We start from the raw sequence: 22,462 nt of genomic DNA, 5'->3' as shown, positions 1-22,462 counted from the left end.
TTTTTTCCGAATGAATATGCGCTTTTTTTTTGCTTGTTCAGTTCAATCGCACCCGCTTCCGGGAAGCCAAAACTCCCCGTTTGCCCAAAACTCTTCCCGTCAACCAAAAGGCATGGCCGGCAACGGAGCCGGGAAGGGCATTGGGGCAAGCTGGATTCATATCGGTTTGGACCCTTACATGCCGGGGTTGAATTTATACCGTCCCGTATTGGTCAATTCGACAATAACGCGGACGTTGCGCAAAGAATCTTCGCGCAACAAAAATTGATCCTCGTCCGCAAGCCGGTGCCATTCCGATGGATTGCGCCGAAACAACGGCTCGCTCAGATTGTATACATCCACCTTCCGCTCAAACCCTTGCCGGTAGGTATGACGGATTTGTTCCTCGGTCTTCTGTTCTGCCAAGCTGATCAGTTCCCGCTTGGTCATTTCCTGATGCATTTCATTGACCCCTGCCTGCAGTATTACCGTAACGTCAAAATAGCCGCCGGGTTGAACTGAAGGCGTGATCTGCACCTCCGGTTTCTCCATGACCAACACAGCGGCCAATGAGTTCCCGCGAAAGAGATAAAGCGGCGCCCGAACCGTTTTTTCGTTCATCCAGGGCAATCCCTGCAAATCATTCAAATCCATAAGTCCCCGGTACCGATCTTTCTGAAAGACGTGCATGCCTTCATACTCTAACAGCGGATGTGCTTTCCTGCTTTCTTTCCATTGGTCCTCCACAATCCGAAGAGAAGCCAGGTAGCTAATTCGCGCATCCTCTTTCAGAGACGTGATAAATTGATACAGCCTGACCGGCTTAATGATCGAGCTTTGCCGGTAGTGATCTTCCGGACTGTGCAAAATGGACATTTTCGGGGACTCTTTAAAAAATGGAGTATTGTTAAAAATGTCTTCAATCGATTCCCTGGTGCTGAACGCCCATACCAAATAACGAATTTCCCTATATCGGTCGAGCAATTCCAATACATCCCGGTATTTGTTTTGCTTCAAAATTCGTTCGCTGAATACAATCGCTGAAACATGGCCCCAAAGCAATTTTTTTTGCGACGTTGAATATAAACTGTTAGCTGCTTCCGTAAACGATTTCCCTGTTCCTTTCCCGACCCATACAGGCGCTTCCGACAGTTTTTGCTGACCTTCCAACTTGGCTACACTGGAAAAATCCAGCATCTGCACATACATGATGCATTTTCCGTCGCTGTAATCGACCCCAATGGCCGTTGCATAGTTGATGTCCTGGACTTCCCGGATGTTCCAACAGCCGGTGGTGATGGTCAACAGTACCATCACCACAGTAAATAGCTTCAATCCCTTCACTTCTTATCTTCTCCTTGACTACTCGTATCATCGAGCATATTGAGCATCTTTGGACGCCGCCTCTTCCACACCCAAGGCAATCGGAACAGCGCATTCGGCAGGTCCTTGAAAAAGGGAGGAGACAATGGAGCCAAATAAGGAACACCGAAAGAGTAAAGTGTCGACAAGTGAACCAGCAAGATAAAAATACCGAGAAAAAAACCATATAACCCGAACAATGCGGCAAAACAGAAAAACATGAATCTTAATATGCTTACCGTCCCGCTCAATGCCTGATTGGTCAACGTTGCGCCGAATACATGAGTCAGCGCGCCGATCACAACAATCCCCGGAGACAAAATGCCGGCTCGAATGGCGGCATCTCCGAGGATAAGCCCTCCGACGACGGTAAGCGTCGAACCGACAGCGGACGGAAGACGAACACCCGCCTCACGCAATATTTCAAGAAAGAGCAGAGCAAGGAACATTTCTATGGTTACCGATAGCGGAATACCGAGCCGGTTGGTCGTAAGAGTGGCCAGCAGGTAGAACGGAATATGATCGTGATGATAAGCGAGCAATGAAACCCAGAACGCCGGCAGCATAAGAGACACAACCAATCCCAATAGCCGGAGCGATTGTCCGAATGTCGAGGATAATGCTGTATAATGGATGTCCTCCGGCGTCTTGACCAGAAGCGTTAAATTAGCAGGAGCAACCAAAGCCGCCGGAGTTCCGTCCACCAGCAGGACAAATCGTCCATTCAGCAAACAATTGACTGCAAAATCCGGCCTGCCGGTATACACCATTAAGGGAAACCATGCCTTGGCCGGCGCTATGAGCTCCTCCAATTGCGTCGCGCTGAAAATGCCGTCGATGGTAATTTTTTGAATCCGTTGTTTCACGTCCTGTATGGTTTTCGGATCGGCTATATCATACACGTACATCAATCCGACTCTCGTCTGCGTGCGTTCACCGACGACTAACGAATCATAGGCCAACGAAGGAGATTTAATCCGCTTGCGGATCAGCGCGACATTGGTGACCAAATCTTCCACAAAACCATCCCTCGGTCCCCTGATGGAAACCTCCAAATTCGATTCTTCCGGCTTTCTCGTCGGCAAGTCGGCAATATTAACCGTACCAGTGACCCCAAGTGCGGGGATATGCATGAGCAGATTGCCTTCAAACACATTTTGGGCCGCTTTCCGCTGCCAATCATGATCCGGTAAAAGCTCCAGATGAAGTTGACTCGCCGATATCAGCCACTCGACTTCCGTAAAGCCGTATATTTCATAAAAACGCTGCAAACGAGGCAGCACCAACTCATGAATCATTTGCTGGCTATCGCTCAAACCTTCACAGTAGACGAATAAAACGGATGAACGGTCATCATTTGCATTCAAAGTGTATATATGATGCTTGACATCGGCGCAACGTTGGAAAAAAGCTAAAATCGTATCGGTATCGGCGGGTTCAAACGTTAGGTTTGAGGATGGTTTGGAAGCTGGATTGTGTTCTTGGTTCGGGGACTGCGTCGAACCGTGCGATCCTCTTAGAAGCCGTTTCATCAGCCACTCTTTAAACACCGTCATTTCACCTTCTTATTCTGTTGGATATCCAAATTTTTGTTACAAACAACGCCGTTAATCCCAAAACGACATAGACCGACAACGGGAAATACACTTTACCAAGAAAATCCAAAAACTCAGCATCACTGAAAGGCAGAACGACAGCCCCGATCATCAGTATGGCGGTGAGTATCAGCCATGGCAATGGCTTATTCGGTTTCCATATGTCGACCAGAACAAAAAGGGCCAGTGTGACACGAATAAATGTTCCGGAGAGCCACTGGTAGATGGAGAAAAAATCAAGATGCGCAATATACTGTCCCAATTGGACCATACGCCACTGTTCAAAAGCGGGATAACGCTGTTCTGCCGCCTCATTGGGTCCAAAAATGGCGATGGAACCCGTCAACGGACCCAGAATCAGACCTGTTAGCAATACGAGGACCAGCATGAGATTGCCGAATCGCGGGCGCTTGGTTAAGTGCTCCTGAAAAAAAAGAATGCCCATCATTTCTAAAAGCCCCCCCGCAACATAAAAGAGGCCTTTCCATATGGGTGCCGTCCCAAACTCCATAACCGGAAACAGCAGGCTGTAATCCTTGTACTTGAAATTGGCTGACATGACAAAATCACCGAATATGATCACAAAAGGGAGCAAAATGCCGGTTACGATCGCAATCGAGCGCAATCCGGCTTTCGCAGCAAATAAATTGCAGATCACTCCCGCTAATACTAATGCCAAAACCGGTGTTTGCGGCAAATAAGAGGCAATGGTCCATGTTATGGTGTCTTTGAGGCAAAGCGTGCCCATGGCGAACACATAGACACTGATCAAAATTAACAAGAAGCATGATAATAGCCTTCCAAAGTGCCGGTACAGCCAAGATTTGAGCGGTACCCCGTTCATGTCCTTGATAATGTAGGACAAACACGCGACCCAAACCGGGGATATAGCCAAGACGACCAAAACACTAACCCATGAATCTCTATGGGAGACCGTTAGCAATAGTGGGATAATGATCACGTGATTCAGAATACCGATGGCTATCAGGATCAGCATATATCCTTGAAGCAGCGATATCTTGTTGTTAGCCGATGCGATAGTGATCACCACTTTTCTATATTTTCCTTATTATTGTTTCCCATTTCACCCTGAATAAACAAAAAATTCCTGATGGCGGATCTCGCGGCGCCAAAAAATAAAAAAAATGCCAGACCCCAAAACCGGTCTGACAATTTTCTTCATCATATGGACCTATGACCTGAATGGCGCAAGGCGTTGTGCCAGGAACTGTGCTCCCTTTTTTGCTCCAACCATCAGCCCCGAGGCCCGGAGCCTTAAAATCTCCCTGACTTAAAAATCGAATATAACAGCCACAAAAACATGATCATCGCCAATCCCAAACCCATTTCAATCGCCGGAAATTGCCAGAGCAAGGTGGATTGTCTGCCCAGAGAAGAACCGATAATCACACCTACCATAATAATACTGAAGGATAACAAAACAATACTAAAAGACAACCGGTTGCTGATCCGATCCAATTTCTTTAAGAAAAGATCCAGTTCAGGGACAGCGATCTCAAGCCGAAGTCTCCCCTGTTTGATCAAAGAGGTTACTTCTTTCATGTGTTTGGGAAGATCCAGCAGCAGTTCCCCGTAATCGGAAACACGATTCCATACCGTTACCGATACACTTTTGGGATGCAATCGTTCCTTTAACAATTGACGCCCAATGGGCTCCGCAATGTCGAAGATGCGAAACGCGGGATCCAGTTTTTCAACAACGCCTTCAACCGTCAGCAATGTCTTTCCCAATAACGTCAAGTCTGGGGGGATCCGGATGGAGTGCCGAAACGCTGTGCGAAACAGGTCGTTGACGGCCTCTCCGAGACTGATTTGACTTAACGGGACACCGTAATACTTCTCCCTCAATTGTTCTACATCGCCGCGCAGCTGCGCCATATTCACATCATCCGGCACCAATCCCATGCGAAGGATGGCTTTTATGACCCCGTCTGTACTTTGACGCATCAAAGCAATGACCAAAGAAGAAAAATGGTATTTCATCTCGGGACTAAGCCGTCCTACCATGCCAAAATCGATAAACGCGATCACTTCACCCGGTAATACGAGCACATTTCCGGGATGAGGATCCCCATGGAAAAAACCGTTATTAAAAATTTGGTGAAAAATCGCCTTCGCAAGACGTTCCGCCAGATTTTTCGGGTTGTAGCCGTACTGTTTCAGTTTATCCGGCTCATTGAGCTTTACTCCGTCAACGTATTCCATGGTCAATACTTTCTTGGCGGAATATTCCAAAAATACTTTGGGAACATAAATGGCAGGGTCATTGCCGAATTGTTTTGCGATTTTCTCCGCATTGCGGCTTTCCATCGTATAATCGAGTTCTGCCCGAAGGGACTTGGAGAATTCATCCACCATATTCCGAATTTGATATCTGGCCGCCCATTCCAGACGATGTTCAGCAAGAGCCGCCAAATCCTGAAGAATTTCCAAATCCGTTTCAATCACACTGGCGATATTCGGACGCTGGACTTTGACCGCTACTTTTTCGCCGGTTCGCAAAACAGCCTGGTGGACTTGTCCTATAGACGCAGCAGCCAACGGAGTATCTTCAAAATGCTGAAAAATGTTATCCGGTTCGTCCGCCAATTCCTCCTGAATAATGCCGCGCACTTCCTGAAATGAAAAAGGAGGGACCCGGTCCTGTAATTTTTCCAATTCACGGATGATCTCTTCGGGAAGCAAGTCGGGACGCGTACTTGCGATTTGCCCCAATTTCACGAAAGTGGGTCCCAATTCCTGCAGAACGAGCCTGATCCGTTCGCCAACGGTTTTTGGATCCTTTTTCTTCGGTTCGAAGAACATTCTCTGGGGAAGAGAGAGAAACTGAGCAAAACCGATTTCCTCTACCACGATTCCAAATCCATGACGAATCAAAGCAATGGCAATATCCCGATATCGACTGATATGGCGCATCCTTTTTCCAATCATCCATACGTCCCCTTTAACAGCCGGGGGGCCTTGAATGGGCCCCCTTATTTACTCGCCTCGTTTTTCCAGGTTCTGAATTCGCTGTTCCAGCCGCTGGATATCATCCTTTGTGGCTAAATTCAATTCGTCCGTCATTTGTTTAAGCTGCTCACGCACCAAACGTTTTAATCCATCTTTTTCTTCTTCGCCTCGTTGAATCAGTTGATGGATCATATCCTTCGACTCTTCCTTGGATAATTCCCCTTTTTTTACCATTTCATTAACCAGCTTTTCCACCTGTTCTTTGCTTATAACGGCCAAACCCAGTCCAAACGCTAATCCTTTTTTGACAAAATCCATCATCACCGCGACCTCCGTTTCTGATTTATTTCAGCAGGGATATCACTTCATGAATCTTGTTTTGGGCTTCTCGTTCCCCCGCTAGAATACACTCCCGGATTCTGCCGATGTCGAAGGCGAAAATATGCCCGACTTCCGGCCGAAACACCACATCCGCAAATTTTAGATTGCCCCGGCGCTGTACCGTGGTCATAATCGTAAAAGAACGGTAAACCACTTCCAATAGATTGCGCGGCTCCTGTTCTTCATGCTCTCTTTCGACATCCACCGCAAGGATTGCATCCATTCCCGCCGTACGCAGAAGATCAGCGGGGAGGTTATTCAACACTCCCCCGTCCACCAACACTTTGCCCTGATAATGAACGGGAGAGAAGATACCGGGAACCGATGTGGTGGCCCGGATGGCCAAAACGAGACTTCCTTCTTCAAAAACAAAAACGTCTCCTTTTATCAGATCGACCGACACCGTCCGGAACGGAATCTTCAGATCCTCGATTCGGATGTCGCCAAGCCCTTTATGTTCCAGAAAATGAATCAGCATGGCGTATATTTTATTTCCGGCAAAAATCCCGCGCTTGAGAATTCCGATATCCACGAACCGGTAGGAGGGGGTGTTCAGAATAAACTCTTCAATCTCCTCGATGTCAATACCGGCGGCAACCAACCCCCCGATGGCACCGCCCATGCTGGTACCCGCAATAAAATCAATCGGGATTTGATGCTTTTTAAAAACTTTGATCACGCCAATATGCGCTAACCCGCGTATTGCCCCTCCTCCCAAAACCAATCCCACTTTCATGCTCATTCTGTCCTTCTCACCCCTTGAGGTTTGACGAGAAATATATCGTATGGTTCCACGTCCGTCGGATTGATTCAAAACAGCTTCTCCATTACAGTTTATCCATGCCGGATACCAATTCATTCCTCCTTTCATTTTTCTTGTTATGTGCGCCCTGACCCATCAGGCCAGAGATTCATAAAGAAAATCGGAAAGCATTCCCCTTTCACGGTCGGAAAGGTCTGTAATCGACTTTAGATACCGTCCGATCAAATCGGTTACCTCGATGCCCATCTCGTGATTCATCGTTTGAATGATCGTGCCAAGGACGGTCCCTACAAACATCGTCATCCGCATTTCGTTTGTCGGCGCGTGTTGAACAAGACTTTTGATCAAAGACTCGGTTCGCCCGCCCAGCTTGCGAAGGTAAACAAGAAGAAGCCCGATGATGTACGCGCAGAAGGCAACCCGAACCTGTACCTTCGGAATCTCCTCCATCACCTTTTGAACGGCGTCGCTGAGGCTGCTGCTTTTTAAGCTGTTTAGAAGCGCAAGCACCTTCGTTTTTATTTGATGCCACTCTTCCGGATCGATGACTTCAGAACGAGGTTGTTCGAACAAACTCGAAGCTTTGGCTGTCGGCTGAAAAACAATTTGGGAACGTCCTGTTTCGCCGGGATTTACTGCGTAATCACGGGTGAGACAGCCAAGCTTTTCAAGTTCCTTCAGCATGTCGTAAGCCGTCCATTTGCTGACGCCAATCGCTCTTGCTAATGTTTCATAATGAACAGGCATGTTGGTTTTATTGTACAAGTCGATCAATTTCTGAAGAAATTGCTTTCGGCGTCCGGTCAAAATCACGCCACGGCCACCCCCCAAAAAACCAAAAATATATGCTGTCTAAAATATAAATCCAATTCAAAACGGTTGTCAATAAACAATCCCCAAAAAAGCAAAAAAACAGGTGCGACTCCCTCTATTTATCCGGCTTTTCCAATCGTGACGCTTAAAGCAAGGGAATCGGATTTTGCATATTTGCTTCTCGGGCATTATATGATATATTTTAGTTTGTCTTTTGTGTCTTTTTTGTTTTTTGTGTATTTATATTGTGGAGGGAATTTTATGCGTTCCAATCGTGATCATAATGGGGTCGGCATTACAGGTACAGGATTTTACGTTCCGCCATTCGTTTTAACCAATTTTGACTTGCCGGAAGCTCTGGAAACTTCCGATGAATGGATTCGACAAAGAACAGGCATCCGTCAACGGTATATAGCCGATGAGTCGACGAACACATCCGAACTGGCTGCCATCGCCGCAACTAAAGCTTTAAAGCAAGCCCGGTTATCCCCGAAAGAGGTTGATCTTATCATTGTGGCGACCTCAACTCCGGATAACGCTTTTCCGTCAACTGCCGCACTTGTTCAGCAAAAGCTCGCTTGCCATGCGGCTGCATTCGATCTGTCGGCGGCATGCTCGGGTTTTGTCTATGCCTTGTCCGTTGGCAACCAATTGATTCGGTCCGGTGCCTACAAGACCGTTCTGGTCATAGGAGCCGACGTGTTTTCAAAAATTTTGAATTGGAACGACCGAAACACGGCAGTGCTGTTTGGAGATGGGGCAGGCGCAGTTGTTCTTCAATCCCTCCCCGGCTCCTTCCCGTGTTACTCTCTATTGGGTGCGGACGGTTCCGGATCAGAGCTGCTCAAGTCCCCGGTTACGGGACCGGTGACGATGAACGGACGAGAAGTATTCAAGTTTGGAGTCCGAATTTTTGAGGCCTTGCTTCGGAAAGTCCTGGACGATTTGAGTCTGAGCATAGATGACATCGCCTTGATCATTCCGCATCAAGCTAACATCCGAATGATCGAGAAAGCCGCAGAGTCAGCCAACATCTCTCTCGATAAAGTATTTGTAAACGTTGAGAAATACGGGAATACGTCAGCAGCTTCCATTCCCATCGCTCTTGCAGAAGCCATTGAACAAAACCGTGCACGTTCCGGTGACATTGTTGTATTGATCGGTTTTGGCGCCGGACTAACCTGGGGCGTTCAGGTCATTCAAGTGGCTTGAAAAAATAAAATATTACTGTATAAGGTCGGGACTATCGATTCATTTTGCATATCAAGGAAGGAATTTAATTCCATTCACCGAAAATTTATGTAATCATTTTTCTTTTTATTGAAATAGTAATGAATCATACAGAACGCTAGGAGGACCTCAATGAAGAAATTCATCCGTGTAATCGTCAAGGTATTGCTTGCCGGATCTTTGGTCGTGTCAGTCAGCCCGACGATCAACGTATCCCAGGTTTACGCAGCAAGTTATGACAACTCGTTCGTTCAGGCTGTCGAATCCCGGTACAACCAGCTGGAGGCGAAATACAGCGACCTGTATGCATCGGACAAGAAGAAAGCGACGGCAGCATACGACGCCTTTTATGAGCAGATTCACAACGAGCAGCGCATCTTGAACGACCTTGTCGAAAAGGATCTCGACGAACTGGCCAAGCTGTTGGACAGGGACTACACTGAACTGTCGGATAAATATGGCGGCAGCGGTTATCGAGATGCATTGAATGCCTACCAACGGGAGATCAACCCGAATTACACCTCCGGAGCGTTATGGAAATATGCGACGGCGATCAACGAGAACTATTTGTCGAGCACGCATTGGCATTTCGCAAATCAGATCAACGAGAACTACAGGTCTTCCCTGATGTGGAATTACCACAACGAGAACAACCCCAACTACTCCGGCAGCACAATGTGGGACTACAGCAACGAAATGAATCCGAACTACACCAGCAGCACAATGCGGAAACTGCGCAACGAATCCAATATCAATTATTCGGGCGGGACGATGCGGGAATACCGGGTCGGGCGGATCTCGCGGGCAGAGGCGGAAAAACGGATCGACAAGGTGCTGACGGATGGGGAGAAGGAGCTGCAGGAGATCCGCGATGCCGCCGTAGCCTCCCTGGACAAGACACAGAAGGATACCGTCCTAAAGCTGACGGCGCTGCGCGATACGACGGTAGAGAAGCTGCTGCTTCAGCGAACGAGCTCGTTGGAAGAAATCATGAGCTTGCGGAAGCGGCATTTTGGCGGAGAGCTGGAAGTGAAGCCGCTCATCATCAGCTTCGATAAAATCAAAGTGATTATCGACGGCGAGCTGCAGAAGTTCGAGCAGCCCCCGGTCAACAAAGACGGGAGCGTTCTGGTTCCGATGCGCGCGATTTTCGAGAGGTTGGGGGCCGTGATCTCCTGGAACGATACAGAGCGTTCGGTGACGGCAACCAAGGGCAGCGTGACGGTCAATCTCCGGATCGGCAGCACCCAGCCTACCGTCAACGGGATTGCCAAACCGCTTGAGGTGCCGGCCCAACTGGTAAACTCATACACGATGGTGCCGGTACGCTTCATCAGCGAATCGCTGGGCGCCGAGGTGAGCTGGGATCAGGCATCCCAGACCGTCTACATCAAAACGCAATAAGCCGTTAGAAAACGGATTGGTCATTCAAGCCGGGGTTCTTCTACCCCGGTTTTTTGCTATGCGCATCCTGGGTCCGGTAAACAAACGGACCTTGCAGCGGATGACATTGAGGATCGGATGAGCTAAACCATCCCATAATGACAGGCTCAGCCGAAAGCGATTCCATGACCATGGACCGAAGTATTACAATTCACCTTCCAGTGATGTAAAATGTAATCAAAAGGAGGGTTTCTCGATGGAGTTAAGGCATTTGCGCTACTTTGTTACTGTTGCTGAAGAACTTCATTTCGGACGGGCTGCTTCACGTTTAAATATTGCACAACCTCCACTCAGTCAACAAATAAGGCAGTTGGAAGATGAACTAGGGTTTCCCCTGTTATTCCGTACCAAACAACGAGTAGAACTTACAGAGGCGGGAAAAGTATTTCTCGAAGAATGCCGCTTATGCCTGGCACATATAGACAGGGCTATAGATGCCGCCGGGCGGGCAAATAAAGGCGAGATTGGCCGGCTTGACATCGGATTTGTCGGGTCGGCAACTTATAGTATTGTGCCTTTTCTGCAAAGATACCGCTTACAATATCCTTCAGTGAACCTAATGCTCCATCAAATGAAGACAACGAATCAAATACAAGCCTTACATGACGGACGCATTCATCTTGCTATCGTTCGCACGCCAATTCAAAGTCCATTTTTGACATCGAAGATCATTCTTAAAGAGCGGTTCATTGCCGCACTTCCACAGAAGCATCCCTTAACAAGAAAAAGAAAACTGCATATGCAGGATCTTGCCGGCGAACACTTTATTATCTCATCACGCAATAACGGATCCATTTACCATGACGCCGTGATTCAACTCTGTTATAAGTCGGGATATCGTCCGAACGTTTCTTTGGAGGCGCCGGAAATATTGACCATTGTTGCTTTTGTATCGGAAGGCATGGGCGTTGCATTGGTCCCGGACTCCTTTCGAAATCAAAAAAATAAAGGCGTCATCTATCGGGATTTAGAGGATGTTGAACCGTGTCTGGAGATGTCCCTCGTCTGGAGAAATGACGAAAAATCGCAAGTTCTGAATGAATTCCTGAAATGCATCAAATAAACCGTAGCGGAAATCAAAAAAACAATCCCTCGAAGCGTTCGATAACATCATTCGAGGGATTTAGCAGAATACTCCGACTTCCATTATTTATCAGGCTCAGGCAATACCGTCTTCGCAATTTTCGCATCCAGCTCTTCGTAATCGTAATACCGGATCGTCTCGTACAGTTCTTTGCGGGTTTGCATGCGATCCAGGGAGTCGACCTGTGTTCCCTTATTTTGAATCTCGGCAAAAACGCGTTCGTACGCCTTGGCGGCAACCCGAAGAGACGTGACCGGGAAGATGACCATGTTATATCCCCACGCTTCATATTGTTCCGCCGTATAATAAGGGGTTCTCCCGAATTCGGTCATATTGGCCAGCAAAGGACATTCCAGCTTGCTTCTGAAGTGCTTGAATTCTTCCTCGCTCTCCAACGCCTCCGGGAAGATGCCGTCCGCTCCGGCGGCTGCATATTGTCTCGCTCTATCGATCGCGGCATCGATTCCTTCCACGCTTTTCGCATCCGTACGCGCAAGAACAAACAGCGTAGGACAAATCTCTTTAATCGTGCGGATTTTTTGTACCATTTCCTCGACGGTAACAAGCTTCTTCCCGTTCAGATGACCGCATTTTTTCGGCAGCTCCTGGTCTTCGATCTGAACGGCGGCGACTTTAGATTCCGCCATTTCCTTGGCGGTCCGGGCCACATTGAGCACCCCTCCAAAACCGGTATCGATATCGACCAGCAGCGGTAGACCGGACGCGCGAATAAGATCGCGCGCCCTCTCAGCCACCTCGTTGGAATAGACAATACCCAGATCCGGCAATCCCCGGCTGGCCGTATAAGCGGCTCCCGAAAGATAGATCGCTTTAAAGTCATGCTGCTTCGCTATTCTTGCCGACATTCCATCATGTGTGCCAGGAATTTTGAGAATCGGTCCGCCGCTTACAAGCCTTCGGAATTCGTCGGCCAGCCTGCTTTGTTCCGGTTCCTTTTCAATTAACCACGCCATAATAACCTCCACGTTAACATGTCTTGAACGTTATCTGTCAAATCACATACAGACTCAAATATTCTTGTACCGGCAACTCGGTCAATCGGTTATAATCCGAGGACAGCTGCAAAATATCGGCAGCCTTTTTACGGGGAAAACGAGTTAACAGATTGGCTTCAAACTTTTCGAGAACTTTGGGCAAGCCTTCCGCGCGGCGTTTGCGATGACCGATCGGATATTCGCAAATAACCTTCTCCGAATGCGTGCCGTCCTTGAAATGAATTTGTACCGCGTTGGCAATCGACCGTTTCTCCGGATCAAGGTAGTCTTTGCTGTACTGCTCATCCTCAATGACAACCATTTTTTTTCGAAGCTCGTCGATTCTGGGATCGGATGCCGTTTCGTCCTCATAATGTTCGGCGGTCAACGTACCGTACAACAACCCGATGGCCACCATATACTGCAAGCAATGATCACGGTCAGCCGGATTATGAAGCGGGCCCTTCTTGTCAATAATCCGAATGGCGGATTGATGCGTCGTTAAAGTAATTTGATCGATTTCGTCGAAGCGGTCCTTCACCGATTCGTGCAATTGGAACGCGCATTCGACCGCTGTCTGCGCATGAAATTCTGCCGGGAACGAAATTTTAAACAACACGTTTTCCATCACGTACGATCCCAAGGGCCGTCCCAACACCAATGCCTTGCCATTGAACAGTACATCCTGAAATCCCCAATGTTTGGCCGACAACGCAGTAGAGTATCCCATTTCTCCGTTTAACGCCATAAGAGCCAAGCGTACGGCCCTGCTCGTAGCATCGCCGGCAGCCCAGGATTTGCGCGAGCCGGTATTGGGGGCGTGGCGATATGTTCTCAAGCTGCCTCCATCAAGCCATGCATTGGAGAGCGCATTGACGACCTGTTCCCTGCTGCCGCCCAGCATGGCCGTAACCACTGCCGTTGAAGCCACTTTGACGAACAGCACATGATCCAGTCCGACCCGGTTCAAGCTGTTTTCAAGCGCCAATATCCCCTGGATTTCATGCGCTTTAATCGCAGCCGTCAGCACATCCTTGATCGTGAATGGCGATTTCCCCTCTACTACCCGACCGCGGCTCAGATAGTCCGCGACGGCGAGTATGGCGCCCAGATTATCCGACGGGTGCCCCCATTCGGCGGCGAGCCATGTATCGTTATAATCCAGCCAGCGGATCATGCAGCCGATATTAAATGCCGCATGAACGGGCTCAAGCTCGTATCTCGTTCCCGGAACCCGGGCCCCGCCCGGCAAATTGGCACCCGGTACAACAGGACCCAGATGCTTGGCGCATTCCGGGAAACGGAGCGATAATATAGCTGTTCCGAGTGAATCAAGCAGTACATGCTGGGCGATGCGATACGCTTCCTCACTCTCTACAGTATAATCCAATACGTAGTCGGCAAGATCATTCAATAATTGATCCACTTGTGAGTCATTCTTTTGAATGTAGTCTGTTGTACTCATTTGCAATTCACTCTCCGTCTCCATTTATCGTGATCATCTCAATTTTGTGGATGTAATCCGCGCGGACCGTTATAAAACACGCGAGGCCGGAACAACCGGTTGTTTTCATGCTGCTCCATCACGTGCGCACATATGCCGATCGTGCGTGCCGCAAGAAAAACCGGCGTGAACAAATCGATCGGAATACCCAGCAAATAATACACGGGAGCTGCATAATAATCGAGATTCGGATAAAGCCCTTTTTCACGTTTCATCACATTTTCTCCGATGACACAAATATTGAAAAGTTCATGCTTATCTTTCTCCTGCACCAATTCAGCCAGCGCTTCTTTCATCAGCATGGCGCGCGGATCAACTTTTTTCATGTACACGCGATGACCGAAGCCCATGATGCGTTCCTTGCGGGACAACTGGTTCAGCAAGAGCGGTTCGATTTGGCTTTCCGTTCCCGCCTCAAGCAGCATCTTCATCACTGCTTCGTTCGCACCGCCATGAAGCGTACCTTTCAGCGATGCGACGGCGCCAGTCAAAGCTCCGTATATATCGGATTGCGTAGAGGCAATCACGCGCGCGGCAAACGTGGAATTCGGCATCTCATGCTCGCTGTACACGATCAAGGATTGGTCAAAGACCCTCTCCTCCAACTTCGTGGGAACGGTTCCTGTGATCATGTACAAGAAATTGGCTGAATAGGAAAGATCCTTGCGCGGTTCCAACAAGGGTTGCTTTGTAACGGCCCTGTATCCGTTTGCAACGATTTGCGGTACTTTGGCCAGCAGGCGAATCGATTTGCGGTAATTCGCATCCCGCGAACGATCCTCCAGTTCCTCATCATAGCCGGAAATAGCGGAGATCCCCGTTCTCAATACATCCATTAAATTCGTCTTTTGCGGAAGCAGCTTCAATATCGAAAGGACGTCTTCGGGGAAGGAATACTCGGATTTCAATTTTTCCTCCAACGCATTTCGTTGAACCGGGGTAGGAAGCTGGCGGTTCAACAATAACCCGACGACATCCAGATAGGTTACTTTGCGGGCAAGTTCAATCAAGTCATAGCCACGCAATACAATTTCTTCATTCTCAACATCCAGATAAGAAATGGAAGTTTCGCTAGCAATCACGTTTTCAAGACCGGGCTGATATTGGACAGTCATTCTTTCTTCACTCCTTTATAAGGATGGATTGCTTTAACAAGTGTATTAAACAAGCGCCCAACCGTCTAATATACATATCATCTTTGGTAATATATCAAACATATCAACTCATTTAATTGTATGCGCTTTCAAAATATCTATTCCAGCGACCATTCCCCATAAAAACGGGCGTTTGCCTTGATCCGGCTGCAAACCGTCATCAGATTTACGGCGAACAAATGGTTAAGCTTCTATCTTTCATCCCGAATTCTCATCACCATGGTTTTAGCGGCCATGTCATGCACCCCTTTTTCTCCTTTGCCTGCAAATAGTATGAGAATGTACAGAAGCAGCATCAGATTAGGGATGTAAATGAGATGCATATGGGCCGGCGGCCCTTCCATACCCCACCATGGTTCGGGAACCAGGATAATGATATGCGTTAATTCCCAGGGCAAGAGCCTGATAAAGGTTCTTAGGAACGCTTGCCTGAAGGTTATTTTTGATCGTTCACGATTCGTTACTTTTAATTTTAGCATCCGTTTTCCAAGGGTTTGCTGTTGATTAAGCTCAAACCAAATAAAATATAACCAAACCGGCAGCGACATGGATAGAAGCACCCAAATTTCAATGTGATAGCCTTCCTTCAAGAAATGAAAGGGAAATCCGGATGTTGTGATATAAACCAGCCCTTGCAAATCGACTAAAATGATTGCCAGCAATACGAAATCCAGCCAATAGGCCAGCAGTCTTCTCAGAGCTAATGTCATTTGATCACCTTTCATTTCACGGTATTCGCTTCCCGCGATAAAACCATATTGCACAAATAGGCTTTGAATCGCGCACTTGCTGCGGCGGTTTTTCTTCCCACGAAAGGAACACGTCATGGACAATGTCTTCCGCTTCGATGATGCTCCCCAAAGTATGATATGCTAACGATAAAAGCAGTGGTTTCATCTCATTATATACCTTTTCCCGCTCCAATGCGCAGTTCTCCCCCTTTCGAAACGCGATAGTCGGTCAACCACCGATCACCAAGCCACGCAGTTTCAATCTGAATAGCATACAGACCGGATGGCGACACGAATTCAGCTTTTGCATGTACTGTTTGAGGAGATAATATGGCTCCGTTCGCGGCTTCACGATACGGGTGGTCGTACAGGGGGGGTGGCTACTTTTAAGTTGAGGTCGGCGTTCATTGGACGGATTACGCCAATTTTTGTGTTTTCTACTTTGATCCACATATTACCAAGCCAAGTTGTATGTATTTGAATCCATGTATTGTCGTTTGGATATGCATAACCATTATTATCGAACTGAGTTGAAACCACATTTACCTCTTGTGGACTGAGCGAAGCCCAAGGTTGGCTGGAATGACATTTCGCTGCTATTCGTCTGTCGCTGATTGAAATAATGGAAGGGAACACCCAGCCTGGGTGGGATGGGCATAGGAGATATCGCTTGATGGAAGGATATGGGGGTGCATTTACTGAATGCGCTGCTTTAAGGGGAAGTCGATTTAGGGGTTTAGGAGCCCCGCTTAGAAGGGAAGCAAATGTCGTTATTGTCGCATACGGTGCGGAAGGTGGACAGCGGAGGCCGCTTCGCCGCTTTAGGGAATACGGATGTCCCACGATCCGGCTCCGGCAGAAGAAGAGAGCGGAACAGTATAGCTTTCACTCGTCTTCTCTGCTCGGGTTCGCCTGCCCCCGCCCTATCCCCTATCGACTAAACGAAAATATCCTTTTGCCGCCGGTTACGGCAGATTGATTTGCCACGAAACCCCGAACTTGTCCACAAGCCAGCCAAACTTCTTGCTGAAGGAATAGTCACCCAATGGCATCAGAACTTGTCCGCCTTCGGATAAATGCGATTAATCCCAAAGCCGGATGCTTTCTCGGGTGAGGAGCACCCGGCATTCAGTCTTTGACTTGCAGCAATCGCAAACTGTTGAGGGTAACCATTAAGGTTGCCCCCATGTCGGCGAAAATCGCCAACCACAGCGTAAGCCATCCGGGAACAATGAACAGCAGCGCCAAGACTTTAATTCCAAGCGAGAACACGATGTTCTGCTTAATGATCGCCAGTGTTTTTCGGCTTAGGCTTATGGTGTACGGCAGCTTGCTTAAATCATCGCCCATCAAGGCAATATTCGCTGTTTCCAGAGCTGTATCCGTACCGGCGCCTCCCATTGCAATTCCGACAGTGGAAGCAGCAAGGGCAGGAGCATCGTTTACCCCGTCGCCAATCATGGCGACATTGCCGTACTGGCTGCGAAGCGTTTTAATATACTCCAATTTATCCTGCGGCAGCAGTTCCGCTTTGACTTCTGCTATACCTAATCGCTTGCCGATCGCATCGGCAGTCGCTTGGTTGTCGCCGGTAAGCATGACGGTTTTCTTCATGCCAAGCTCATGCAGCTTATGAATGACATGCTGGCTGGAATCCCTCACTTCATCGGCAACCGCGATCAGAGCCAAGATGTTTTCTTCCGTCCCCAGCAACATGACCGTTTTCCCTTGGTTTTGCAGCTCACCGATTTGTGTCAGAATTTCTTTATCGATGGATGTCTGCAGCTCAGAGAAAAGTTTGGGGCTGCCCATGTAATAAAGCTGTCCGTCAACCTTCCCTTTTACCCCTTTACCGGTGAGGGAGCTGAATTCTTCCGCATCGGCTTTAAAATCGACTTGCACCGCTTCTGCTTTTCTTACAATCGCAGACGCGATAGGATGCTGCGAGCCTTTTTCCAAAATGGCTGCAATTCTTAAGAATTCATTATTTTTCCCAAAAAGATTCTTACCAATCGTGATAAAATCAGTGACTTGAGGCACGCCCTTTGTCAGCGTTCCTGTTTTATCAAAAGCAACCGCCGAGATTCGCCCCGCTTCCTCCAAGTGAATGCCGCCTTTAATGAGCACGCCGCGTTTCGCCGCGTTGCCGATCGCCGTCACGATCGATACCGGAGTGGAGATCACAAGAGCACAAGGGCAGCCTACAACAAGAAGCGCTAAACCTCTATAAATCCATTCTCCCCAGCTGCTGCCAACGAATAATGGCGGAATGACAGCAACAAGTACGGCCGCGATCATAATCGCCGGCGTATAATATTTCGCGAACTGGTCAACGAACGCCTGAGAAGGAGCCCGCTCGGCTTGCGCTTCTTCCACCAGATGAATGATTTTTGCAATCGTCGTATCCTCGACCGTCTTGGTTACTTGTACTTCCAGCAGCCCTTCTTCATTAAGCGTACCTGCATAGACTTCATCATCGACGGTTTTTGCGACAGGAATCGATTCGCCGGTAATGGCTGCTTGATTGACGTTAGACTCTCCTTTAATGACGACTCCATCCATCGCCAGCTTTTGACCGGGCTTTACGATCATAATGTCCCCGACCCGGATATCATCTACGTTTACGGTGAGCTCGGTGCTGCCGCGGCGAATCAACGCTTCTTTCGGTGCAATGTCCATCAGCGAGTGAATCGATTGGCGAGCTTTTTCCATGGAGTACCGCTCTAATCCTTCGCTGATTGCAAACAAAATCACAACCGTGGCCCCTTCGCCCCATTCGCCAATGGCAGCAGCCCCTATAATGGCTACGGTCATTAGCGTATTCATATCAAACTGAAGGCGAAAAAGGTTCTTCAAGCCTTTTTTAAATAATTCATAGCCGCCGATCAGCATAGATGCGCCATAGGTTAGAGAGGAAAGCAAACCTTCCCCGTACTGCTCTCCCAAAAAGTAACCGGCGATCAGAAGCAAGGCAGAAACAATGACATTCCAGTTTTCTTTCCAAAGTGGTTCTTTCTTTTCCACGGCACGCTCTTTGTCAGGCGTCACTTTCAGGTTTTCAAATGCTCCCGCCTTTTCTAATTCCTCTATCGATGCATTCCCAAAAACCGTTATTTTGGATGCTCCGAAGTTTACTTGCGCATCCTGAACGCCTGGGAGATTTTTTACGTTCTTCTCAAAGATGGCTGCACAATGGGTACAGGTAAAACCTTGAACCCGGTACACATTTTTCTCTTCTTTAGGATTTTGCGTTTTAATGTTCAACGGTCAACATCTCCTGACGATGCGCGGAAGCGAGTTTAATGAGTTGGCGCACATGGTCATCATCCATAGAATAAAATACCAGCTTTCCTTCTTTTCGGTACTTGACAAGATTCATTTTTTTTAACGTTCGCAGATGATGTGAAGCCGTTGCAAGCGTGGAGCCGATAATGTTGGCCACATCGCAGACACAAAGTTCATCTTCTTGGCATAGAGCAAAGGCCACTTTCATCCTCGTTTCATCGGCGAGCGCTTTAAACATATTCGCCATGCCTGAAATATCCTGCCGCATTAGCGAGTTTTGAACGCGCTGCACTTTTACTTCGTCAAAACAATACAGTTCACATGTATCTTTTGGCGTCATTCAAACACCCCATCAATCAACTAATCGTTTGAGTATAGGATCATCATACTCCCCATTTTCTAATCAGTCAAATATTTGTTTGAATGTTCTCATGAGAAAAACAAAAACAGCATGCAAATTAGACGATCCAATTCACATGCCGCTATCCTCACTAATGAACTTATTAAGGCTAACTCAGCCTCCGTTTCATTTTTCTGTAGTATTGTCGTATTTTTCATTTCATGGTAATTTATTAGGTAATTAGAGCTATGATAGGAGGATAATACCGATGAAACTCAAGAAAACCATTATGATTATTGTCCTGCTCTGCTTTCCTTTTGCTTCAATCGCTAACGCTCATCCCGGTAGAACAGATCAGAACGGCGGTCATACTTGTCGAACCAATTGTGAGAAATGGGGTTTGAAATATGGGGAGTATCACTATCATAACGGCGGTAACAACAGCAGCCGTTCGTCAAGCAGTTCCGGTTCTTCAGCAAACGCTGCCTCTTCAAGCATATCGCCAAAAGAAAACGTTCCTGAGGGGTCAGTTAAAGTAAGTCTGCCTGGCTTCAACATTTTTGTGAATGGTCAACAGATTTCAAACTCAACATCTAAGTATCCTGTTGTTGTTTATAAAGACATTACTTACTTTCCAATGACATGGAATTATACTCAGGCACTCGCCTTGGAGACAAAGTGGGATGCTGAGGTTGGCTTCGTGATCAGAAAGACAAATAATAAACCGGCAAATCTTAATACTGATCCCGGCGTCCCGGCTTCAAAGCTTTACGCCACAATGCCTGAATTTAACGTGTACGTTAATGATGTTTGGATTGATAACTCCTCAGAAGAGTATCCCTTACTGGTTCTAAATGACATAACCTACTTTCCTATGACTTGGAAATTCGCTGTTGAAGAACTTGGTTTGACAACAAAGTTTGAAAATAATTCATTTTATATTTCTAAATAAACTAGTGAGGGCCGACTTTTCTGTGCTGAAAATCAAGTTACGACGGATCCGCCGTTTACGAACAACACTTGGCCTGATATGTAGGTCGAATCATCGGAAGCCAGCAGCACGTAAGTCGGCGCCAATTCAAATGGCTGCCCCGGCCGTTTCAAAGGCACTTCTGTACCAAAAGTTCTAACCTCTGCCGCGGCAAATGCAGACGGAATTAGGGGCGTCCAAGTAGGTCCGGGCGCTACCGCGTTTACCCGAATCCCGTCTTTGGCCAACGACAGAGACAATGAACGGGTAAAGGATACAATGGCCCCTTTCGTGGCCGTATAATCGATCATATTCCCCATCCCGGAAAAAGCGGTATCCGAGGTCGTGTTGATGATGGAGCCCCCGGCGGGCAAATGAGGCAGCGCAGCTTTGGTCATATCAAAAAAAGAAATAATATTGGTTTGAAACGTGTTCATCAGCTGTTCTTTTGTAATATCCAAAATACTGTCCTGATGAAACTGTACGCCGTGATTATTCACCAAGACGTCGAGCCGTCCAAAGGTTTTGATCGTTGTCTCCACAATATAGCGGCAGGCGTCTTCCTCCCTCAAATTTGCAGCTATAGGCAGACAATTTCGGCCAAGCTTGCCGATGATTTGCTTCGTTTCAATCGCATCCTGGTGTTCGTCGAGATAAGGGATCACCAGATCGGCTCCTTCCTTGGCAAAAGCTATGGCCACGGCCCGCCCGATTCCACTATCCCCGCCCGTCACAATCGCTACTTTATTTTTCAACTTTCCGCTTCCCGTATAACCCGGATTATCGAAAATCGGCCGGGGATTCATCACATATTCAAATCCCGGATGCCTGTTCTGATGCTGCGCAGGAAAAACGACCGGAACATTCGTGCATTGCTGCTCCCAACCTATATAAGGATACATAGGATACGCCATTGTCATTCTCCTCTCGAACTGCATTTCATAACCTATTGTATTTTCGGCCGAAATCAAACATGCCGATATCCCGGCGCGGCCGGCATGAGATGGACAAGGCGCGTTGAGGCAACTGTAGAAAATCCGCAATCAGCGACAAGCAATTTCGACGTTAAGAATCCTTATAGGACACGGGCCTAAGGCCTTCGATAGGCATAACTACAAATCGTCGCATTTGGATATGATTAATTTCAAATTCAATTTATTGTTTCCTTCATCGGTATGATCGGTAAAAGTACTCGTGATAAATGCTCGGGCAAAACTTCATGCTTGCATTCAGGACAAATATCATTTACTAACTGCACCTGATTATTACACCATGGACATTCAATCATACTTCTCTCCCTTTCTATATAGTCCTATTTCAGATAACGTTCTTGTGAACCCTCATTGGCTTAAAGCGCGTAGCGCCGGGTCCGACGGACTTAGCCAGTGCATGGTTGTCTATAATGCTCCCATAGGCTGAGACACGGGAGCGTGAAAAATAAGTTATAATGAGATCATGGAAAAACGGAACCGATATACCTCAGAATTCAAGACGAAGGTTGTGCTGGAGGTGCTCCGCGAGGAGCAGACCGTCAACGAGATTGCTTCGAAATACGAACTTAGCCCGGTGATGATCAGCCGGTGGAAAGCAGAGTTCCTGGAGCGCGCTTCGACCGTATTCGAGAAGAAGACGAGCGAAACAGAAAAAATGAAAAAGGAATACGAAGCCAAGCAGGAGCGCTTGGAGAAGCTGGTCGGTCAACTTACGGTTGAGGTCGACTGGCTCAAAAAAAAATCTGGCCTCAAATGAATCTCTCGAATCGCGTAAAACGATGGTGGAGCCGGACAACGCAACGACGATCACGCTCAAGCGCCAAGCTGAGCTGCTGTCTGTGAATCGTACCAGCATCTACCGACCGGC

The 22,462-nt window shown here is 47.7% G+C and carries 21 protein-coding genes and 1 pseudogene; 6 read left to right on the top strand and 16 right to left on the bottom strand.

The genetic code is table 11. The features are described from left to right. Positions 1 to 174: 174 nt before the first annotated feature. From NR121_RS06550 to NR121_RS06520, 7 genes are all read right to left on the bottom strand, one after another. On the bottom strand, positions 175 to 1,323 hold the full coding sequence (locus NR121_RS06550) for a Ger(x)C family spore germination protein (RefSeq protein ID WP_256830957.1): 1,149 nt from the start codon (positions 1,321 to 1,323) through the stop codon (positions 175 to 177). After that, entirely contained in the window at positions 1,320 to 2,891 is a 1,572-nt protein-coding gene (locus NR121_RS06545; protein ID WP_256830955.1) for a spore germination protein, read from the bottom strand. Before NR121_RS06545 ends, NR121_RS06550 begins: the two co-directional genes overlap by 4 nt. 7 nt (positions 2,892 to 2,898) lie before the next feature. Further along, the gene (locus NR121_RS06540; RefSeq protein WP_256830953.1) at positions 2,899 to 3,987 is read right to left on the bottom strand and encodes an endospore germination permease; all 1,089 of its coding nucleotides are present in this window, start codon (positions 3,985 to 3,987) and stop codon (positions 2,899 to 2,901) included. Between the two features lie 224 nt (positions 3,988 to 4,211). Beyond that, positions 4,212 to 5,888, bottom strand: coding sequence for a 2-polyprenylphenol 6-hydroxylase (gene ubiB / locus NR121_RS06535; protein ID WP_256830952.1), 1,677 nt, complete (start codon positions 5,886 to 5,888; stop codon positions 4,212 to 4,214). 48 nt (positions 5,889 to 5,936) lie between these two features. Continuing rightward, positions 5,937 to 6,227 (bottom strand): phasin family protein, encoded by a 291-nt coding sequence (locus tag NR121_RS06530; RefSeq protein WP_062410965.1) that lies wholly within the window; start codon positions 6,225 to 6,227, stop codon positions 5,937 to 5,939. 25 nt (positions 6,228 to 6,252) lie between these two features. Beyond that, positions 6,253 to 7,026: a patatin-like phospholipase family protein gene (locus NR121_RS06525; RefSeq protein ID WP_256831044.1), complete on the bottom strand. Its 774-nt coding sequence runs from the start codon at positions 7,024 to 7,026 to the stop codon at positions 6,253 to 6,255. 162 nt (positions 7,027 to 7,188) lie between these two features. After that, the gene (locus NR121_RS06520; RefSeq protein WP_054817718.1) at positions 7,189 to 7,866 is read right to left on the bottom strand and encodes a LexA family transcriptional regulator; all 678 of its coding nucleotides are present in this window, start codon (positions 7,864 to 7,866) and stop codon (positions 7,189 to 7,191) included. 261 nt (positions 7,867 to 8,127) lie between these two features. On the opposite strand from NR121_RS06520, the gene NR121_RS06515 reads away from it, so the two are divergent. The 3 genes from NR121_RS06515 (at position 8,128) to NR121_RS06505 (ending at position 11,602) form a co-directional block, all read left to right on the top strand. Beyond that, positions 8,128 to 9,078: a beta-ketoacyl-ACP synthase III gene (locus tag NR121_RS06515; RefSeq protein ID WP_256830950.1), complete on the top strand. Its 951-nt coding sequence runs from the start codon at positions 8,128 to 8,130 to the stop codon at positions 9,076 to 9,078. 150 nt (positions 9,079 to 9,228) lie between these two features. Further along, a complete protein-coding gene (locus tag NR121_RS06510) occupies positions 9,229 to 10,500 on the top strand; it encodes a copper amine oxidase N-terminal domain-containing protein (RefSeq protein ID WP_256830948.1) in 1,272 nt (423 codons plus the stop codon). Positions 10,501 to 10,735: 235 nt separating this feature from the next. Then, positions 10,736 to 11,602: a LysR family transcriptional regulator gene (locus tag NR121_RS06505; RefSeq protein WP_074726753.1), complete on the top strand. Its 867-nt coding sequence runs from the start codon at positions 10,736 to 10,738 to the stop codon at positions 11,600 to 11,602. A gap of 83 nt (positions 11,603 to 11,685) precedes the next feature. On the opposite strand, the gene prpB is transcribed toward NR121_RS06505, so the two are convergent. The 5 genes from prpB to NR121_RS25290 form a co-directional block, all read right to left on the bottom strand. After that, the gene (prpB, locus tag NR121_RS06500; protein ID WP_074726752.1) at positions 11,686 to 12,597 is read right to left on the bottom strand and encodes a methylisocitrate lyase; all 912 of its coding nucleotides are present in this window, start codon (positions 12,595 to 12,597) and stop codon (positions 11,686 to 11,688) included. A 37-nt stretch (positions 12,598 to 12,634) separates the two neighbouring features. Then, a complete protein-coding gene (locus tag NR121_RS06495) occupies positions 12,635 to 14,083 on the bottom strand; it encodes a bifunctional 2-methylcitrate dehydratase/aconitate hydratase (RefSeq protein WP_062408976.1) in 1,449 nt (482 codons plus the stop codon). A 38-nt stretch (positions 14,084 to 14,121) separates the two neighbouring features. Next, positions 14,122 to 15,237 (bottom strand): citrate synthase, encoded by a 1,116-nt coding sequence (mmgD, locus tag NR121_RS06490; protein WP_062408977.1) that lies wholly within the window; start codon positions 15,235 to 15,237, stop codon positions 14,122 to 14,124. Positions 15,238 to 15,467: 230 nt separating this feature from the next. Further along, positions 15,468 to 15,986 carry an RDD family protein gene (locus NR121_RS06485; RefSeq protein WP_054817782.1) on the bottom strand — a complete coding sequence of 173 codons (519 nt, stop codon included), beginning with the start codon at positions 15,984 to 15,986 and terminating at the stop codon, positions 15,468 to 15,470. Positions 15,987 to 16,002: 16 nt separating this feature from the next. After that, positions 16,003 to 16,173 (bottom strand): sigma factor, encoded by a 171-nt coding sequence (locus tag NR121_RS25290; RefSeq protein WP_137669802.1) that lies wholly within the window; start codon positions 16,171 to 16,173, stop codon positions 16,003 to 16,005. Between the two features lie 598 nt (positions 16,174 to 16,771). Between NR121_RS25290 and NR121_RS06480 the strand changes: the two genes are divergently transcribed. Then, positions 16,772 to 16,948 carry a hypothetical protein gene (locus NR121_RS06480; protein WP_256830946.1) on the top strand — a complete coding sequence of 59 codons (177 nt, stop codon included), beginning with the start codon at positions 16,772 to 16,774 and terminating at the stop codon, positions 16,946 to 16,948. 24 nt (positions 16,949 to 16,972) lie between these two features. On the opposite strand, the pseudogene NR121_RS06475 reads toward NR121_RS06480, so the two are convergent. The 3 genes and pseudogenes from NR121_RS06475 to NR121_RS06465 all read right to left on the bottom strand — a co-directional run. Next, positions 16,973 to 17,083, bottom strand: a pseudogene (locus NR121_RS06475) (VOC family protein); the annotation flags it as partial. A 52-nt stretch (positions 17,084 to 17,135) separates the two neighbouring features. After that, a complete protein-coding gene (locus NR121_RS06470) occupies positions 17,136 to 19,265 on the bottom strand; it encodes a heavy metal translocating P-type ATPase (RefSeq protein WP_459979277.1) in 2,130 nt (709 codons plus the stop codon). Then, positions 19,261 to 19,632, bottom strand: coding sequence for an ArsR/SmtB family transcription factor (locus tag NR121_RS06465; RefSeq protein ID WP_054817715.1), 372 nt, complete (start codon positions 19,630 to 19,632; stop codon positions 19,261 to 19,263). The genes NR121_RS06470 and NR121_RS06465 overlap by 5 nt, the downstream gene beginning before the upstream one ends. Before the next feature lie 268 nt (positions 19,633 to 19,900). On the opposite strand from NR121_RS06465, the gene NR121_RS06460 reads away from it, so the two are divergent. Continuing rightward, positions 19,901 to 20,584 (top strand): YHYH domain-containing protein, encoded by a 684-nt coding sequence (locus NR121_RS06460; RefSeq protein ID WP_054817714.1) that lies wholly within the window; start codon positions 19,901 to 19,903, stop codon positions 20,582 to 20,584. Positions 20,585 to 20,616: 32 nt separating this feature from the next. On the opposite strand, the gene NR121_RS06455 is transcribed toward NR121_RS06460, so the two are convergent. Then, a complete protein-coding gene (locus NR121_RS06455) occupies positions 20,617 to 21,516 on the bottom strand; it encodes an SDR family oxidoreductase (RefSeq protein WP_256830942.1) in 900 nt (299 codons plus the stop codon). Between the two features lie 541 nt (positions 21,517 to 22,057). On the opposite strand from NR121_RS06455, the gene NR121_RS06450 reads away from it, so the two are divergent. Then, positions 22,058 to 22,351, top strand: coding sequence for a transposase (locus NR121_RS06450; RefSeq protein ID WP_062410518.1), 294 nt, complete (start codon positions 22,058 to 22,060; stop codon positions 22,349 to 22,351). Positions 22,352 to 22,462: the final 111 nt, after the last annotated feature.

It is taken from the genome of Paenibacillus sp. Pae15, from assembly GCF_024519685.1.
Lineage (GTDB): Bacteria > Bacillota > Bacilli > Paenibacillales > NBRC-103111 > Paenibacillus_G > Paenibacillus_G naphthalenovorans.
Note: the sequence above shows the minus strand (reverse complement) of the source record. Positions and strands in the feature narration are given on the sequence as shown.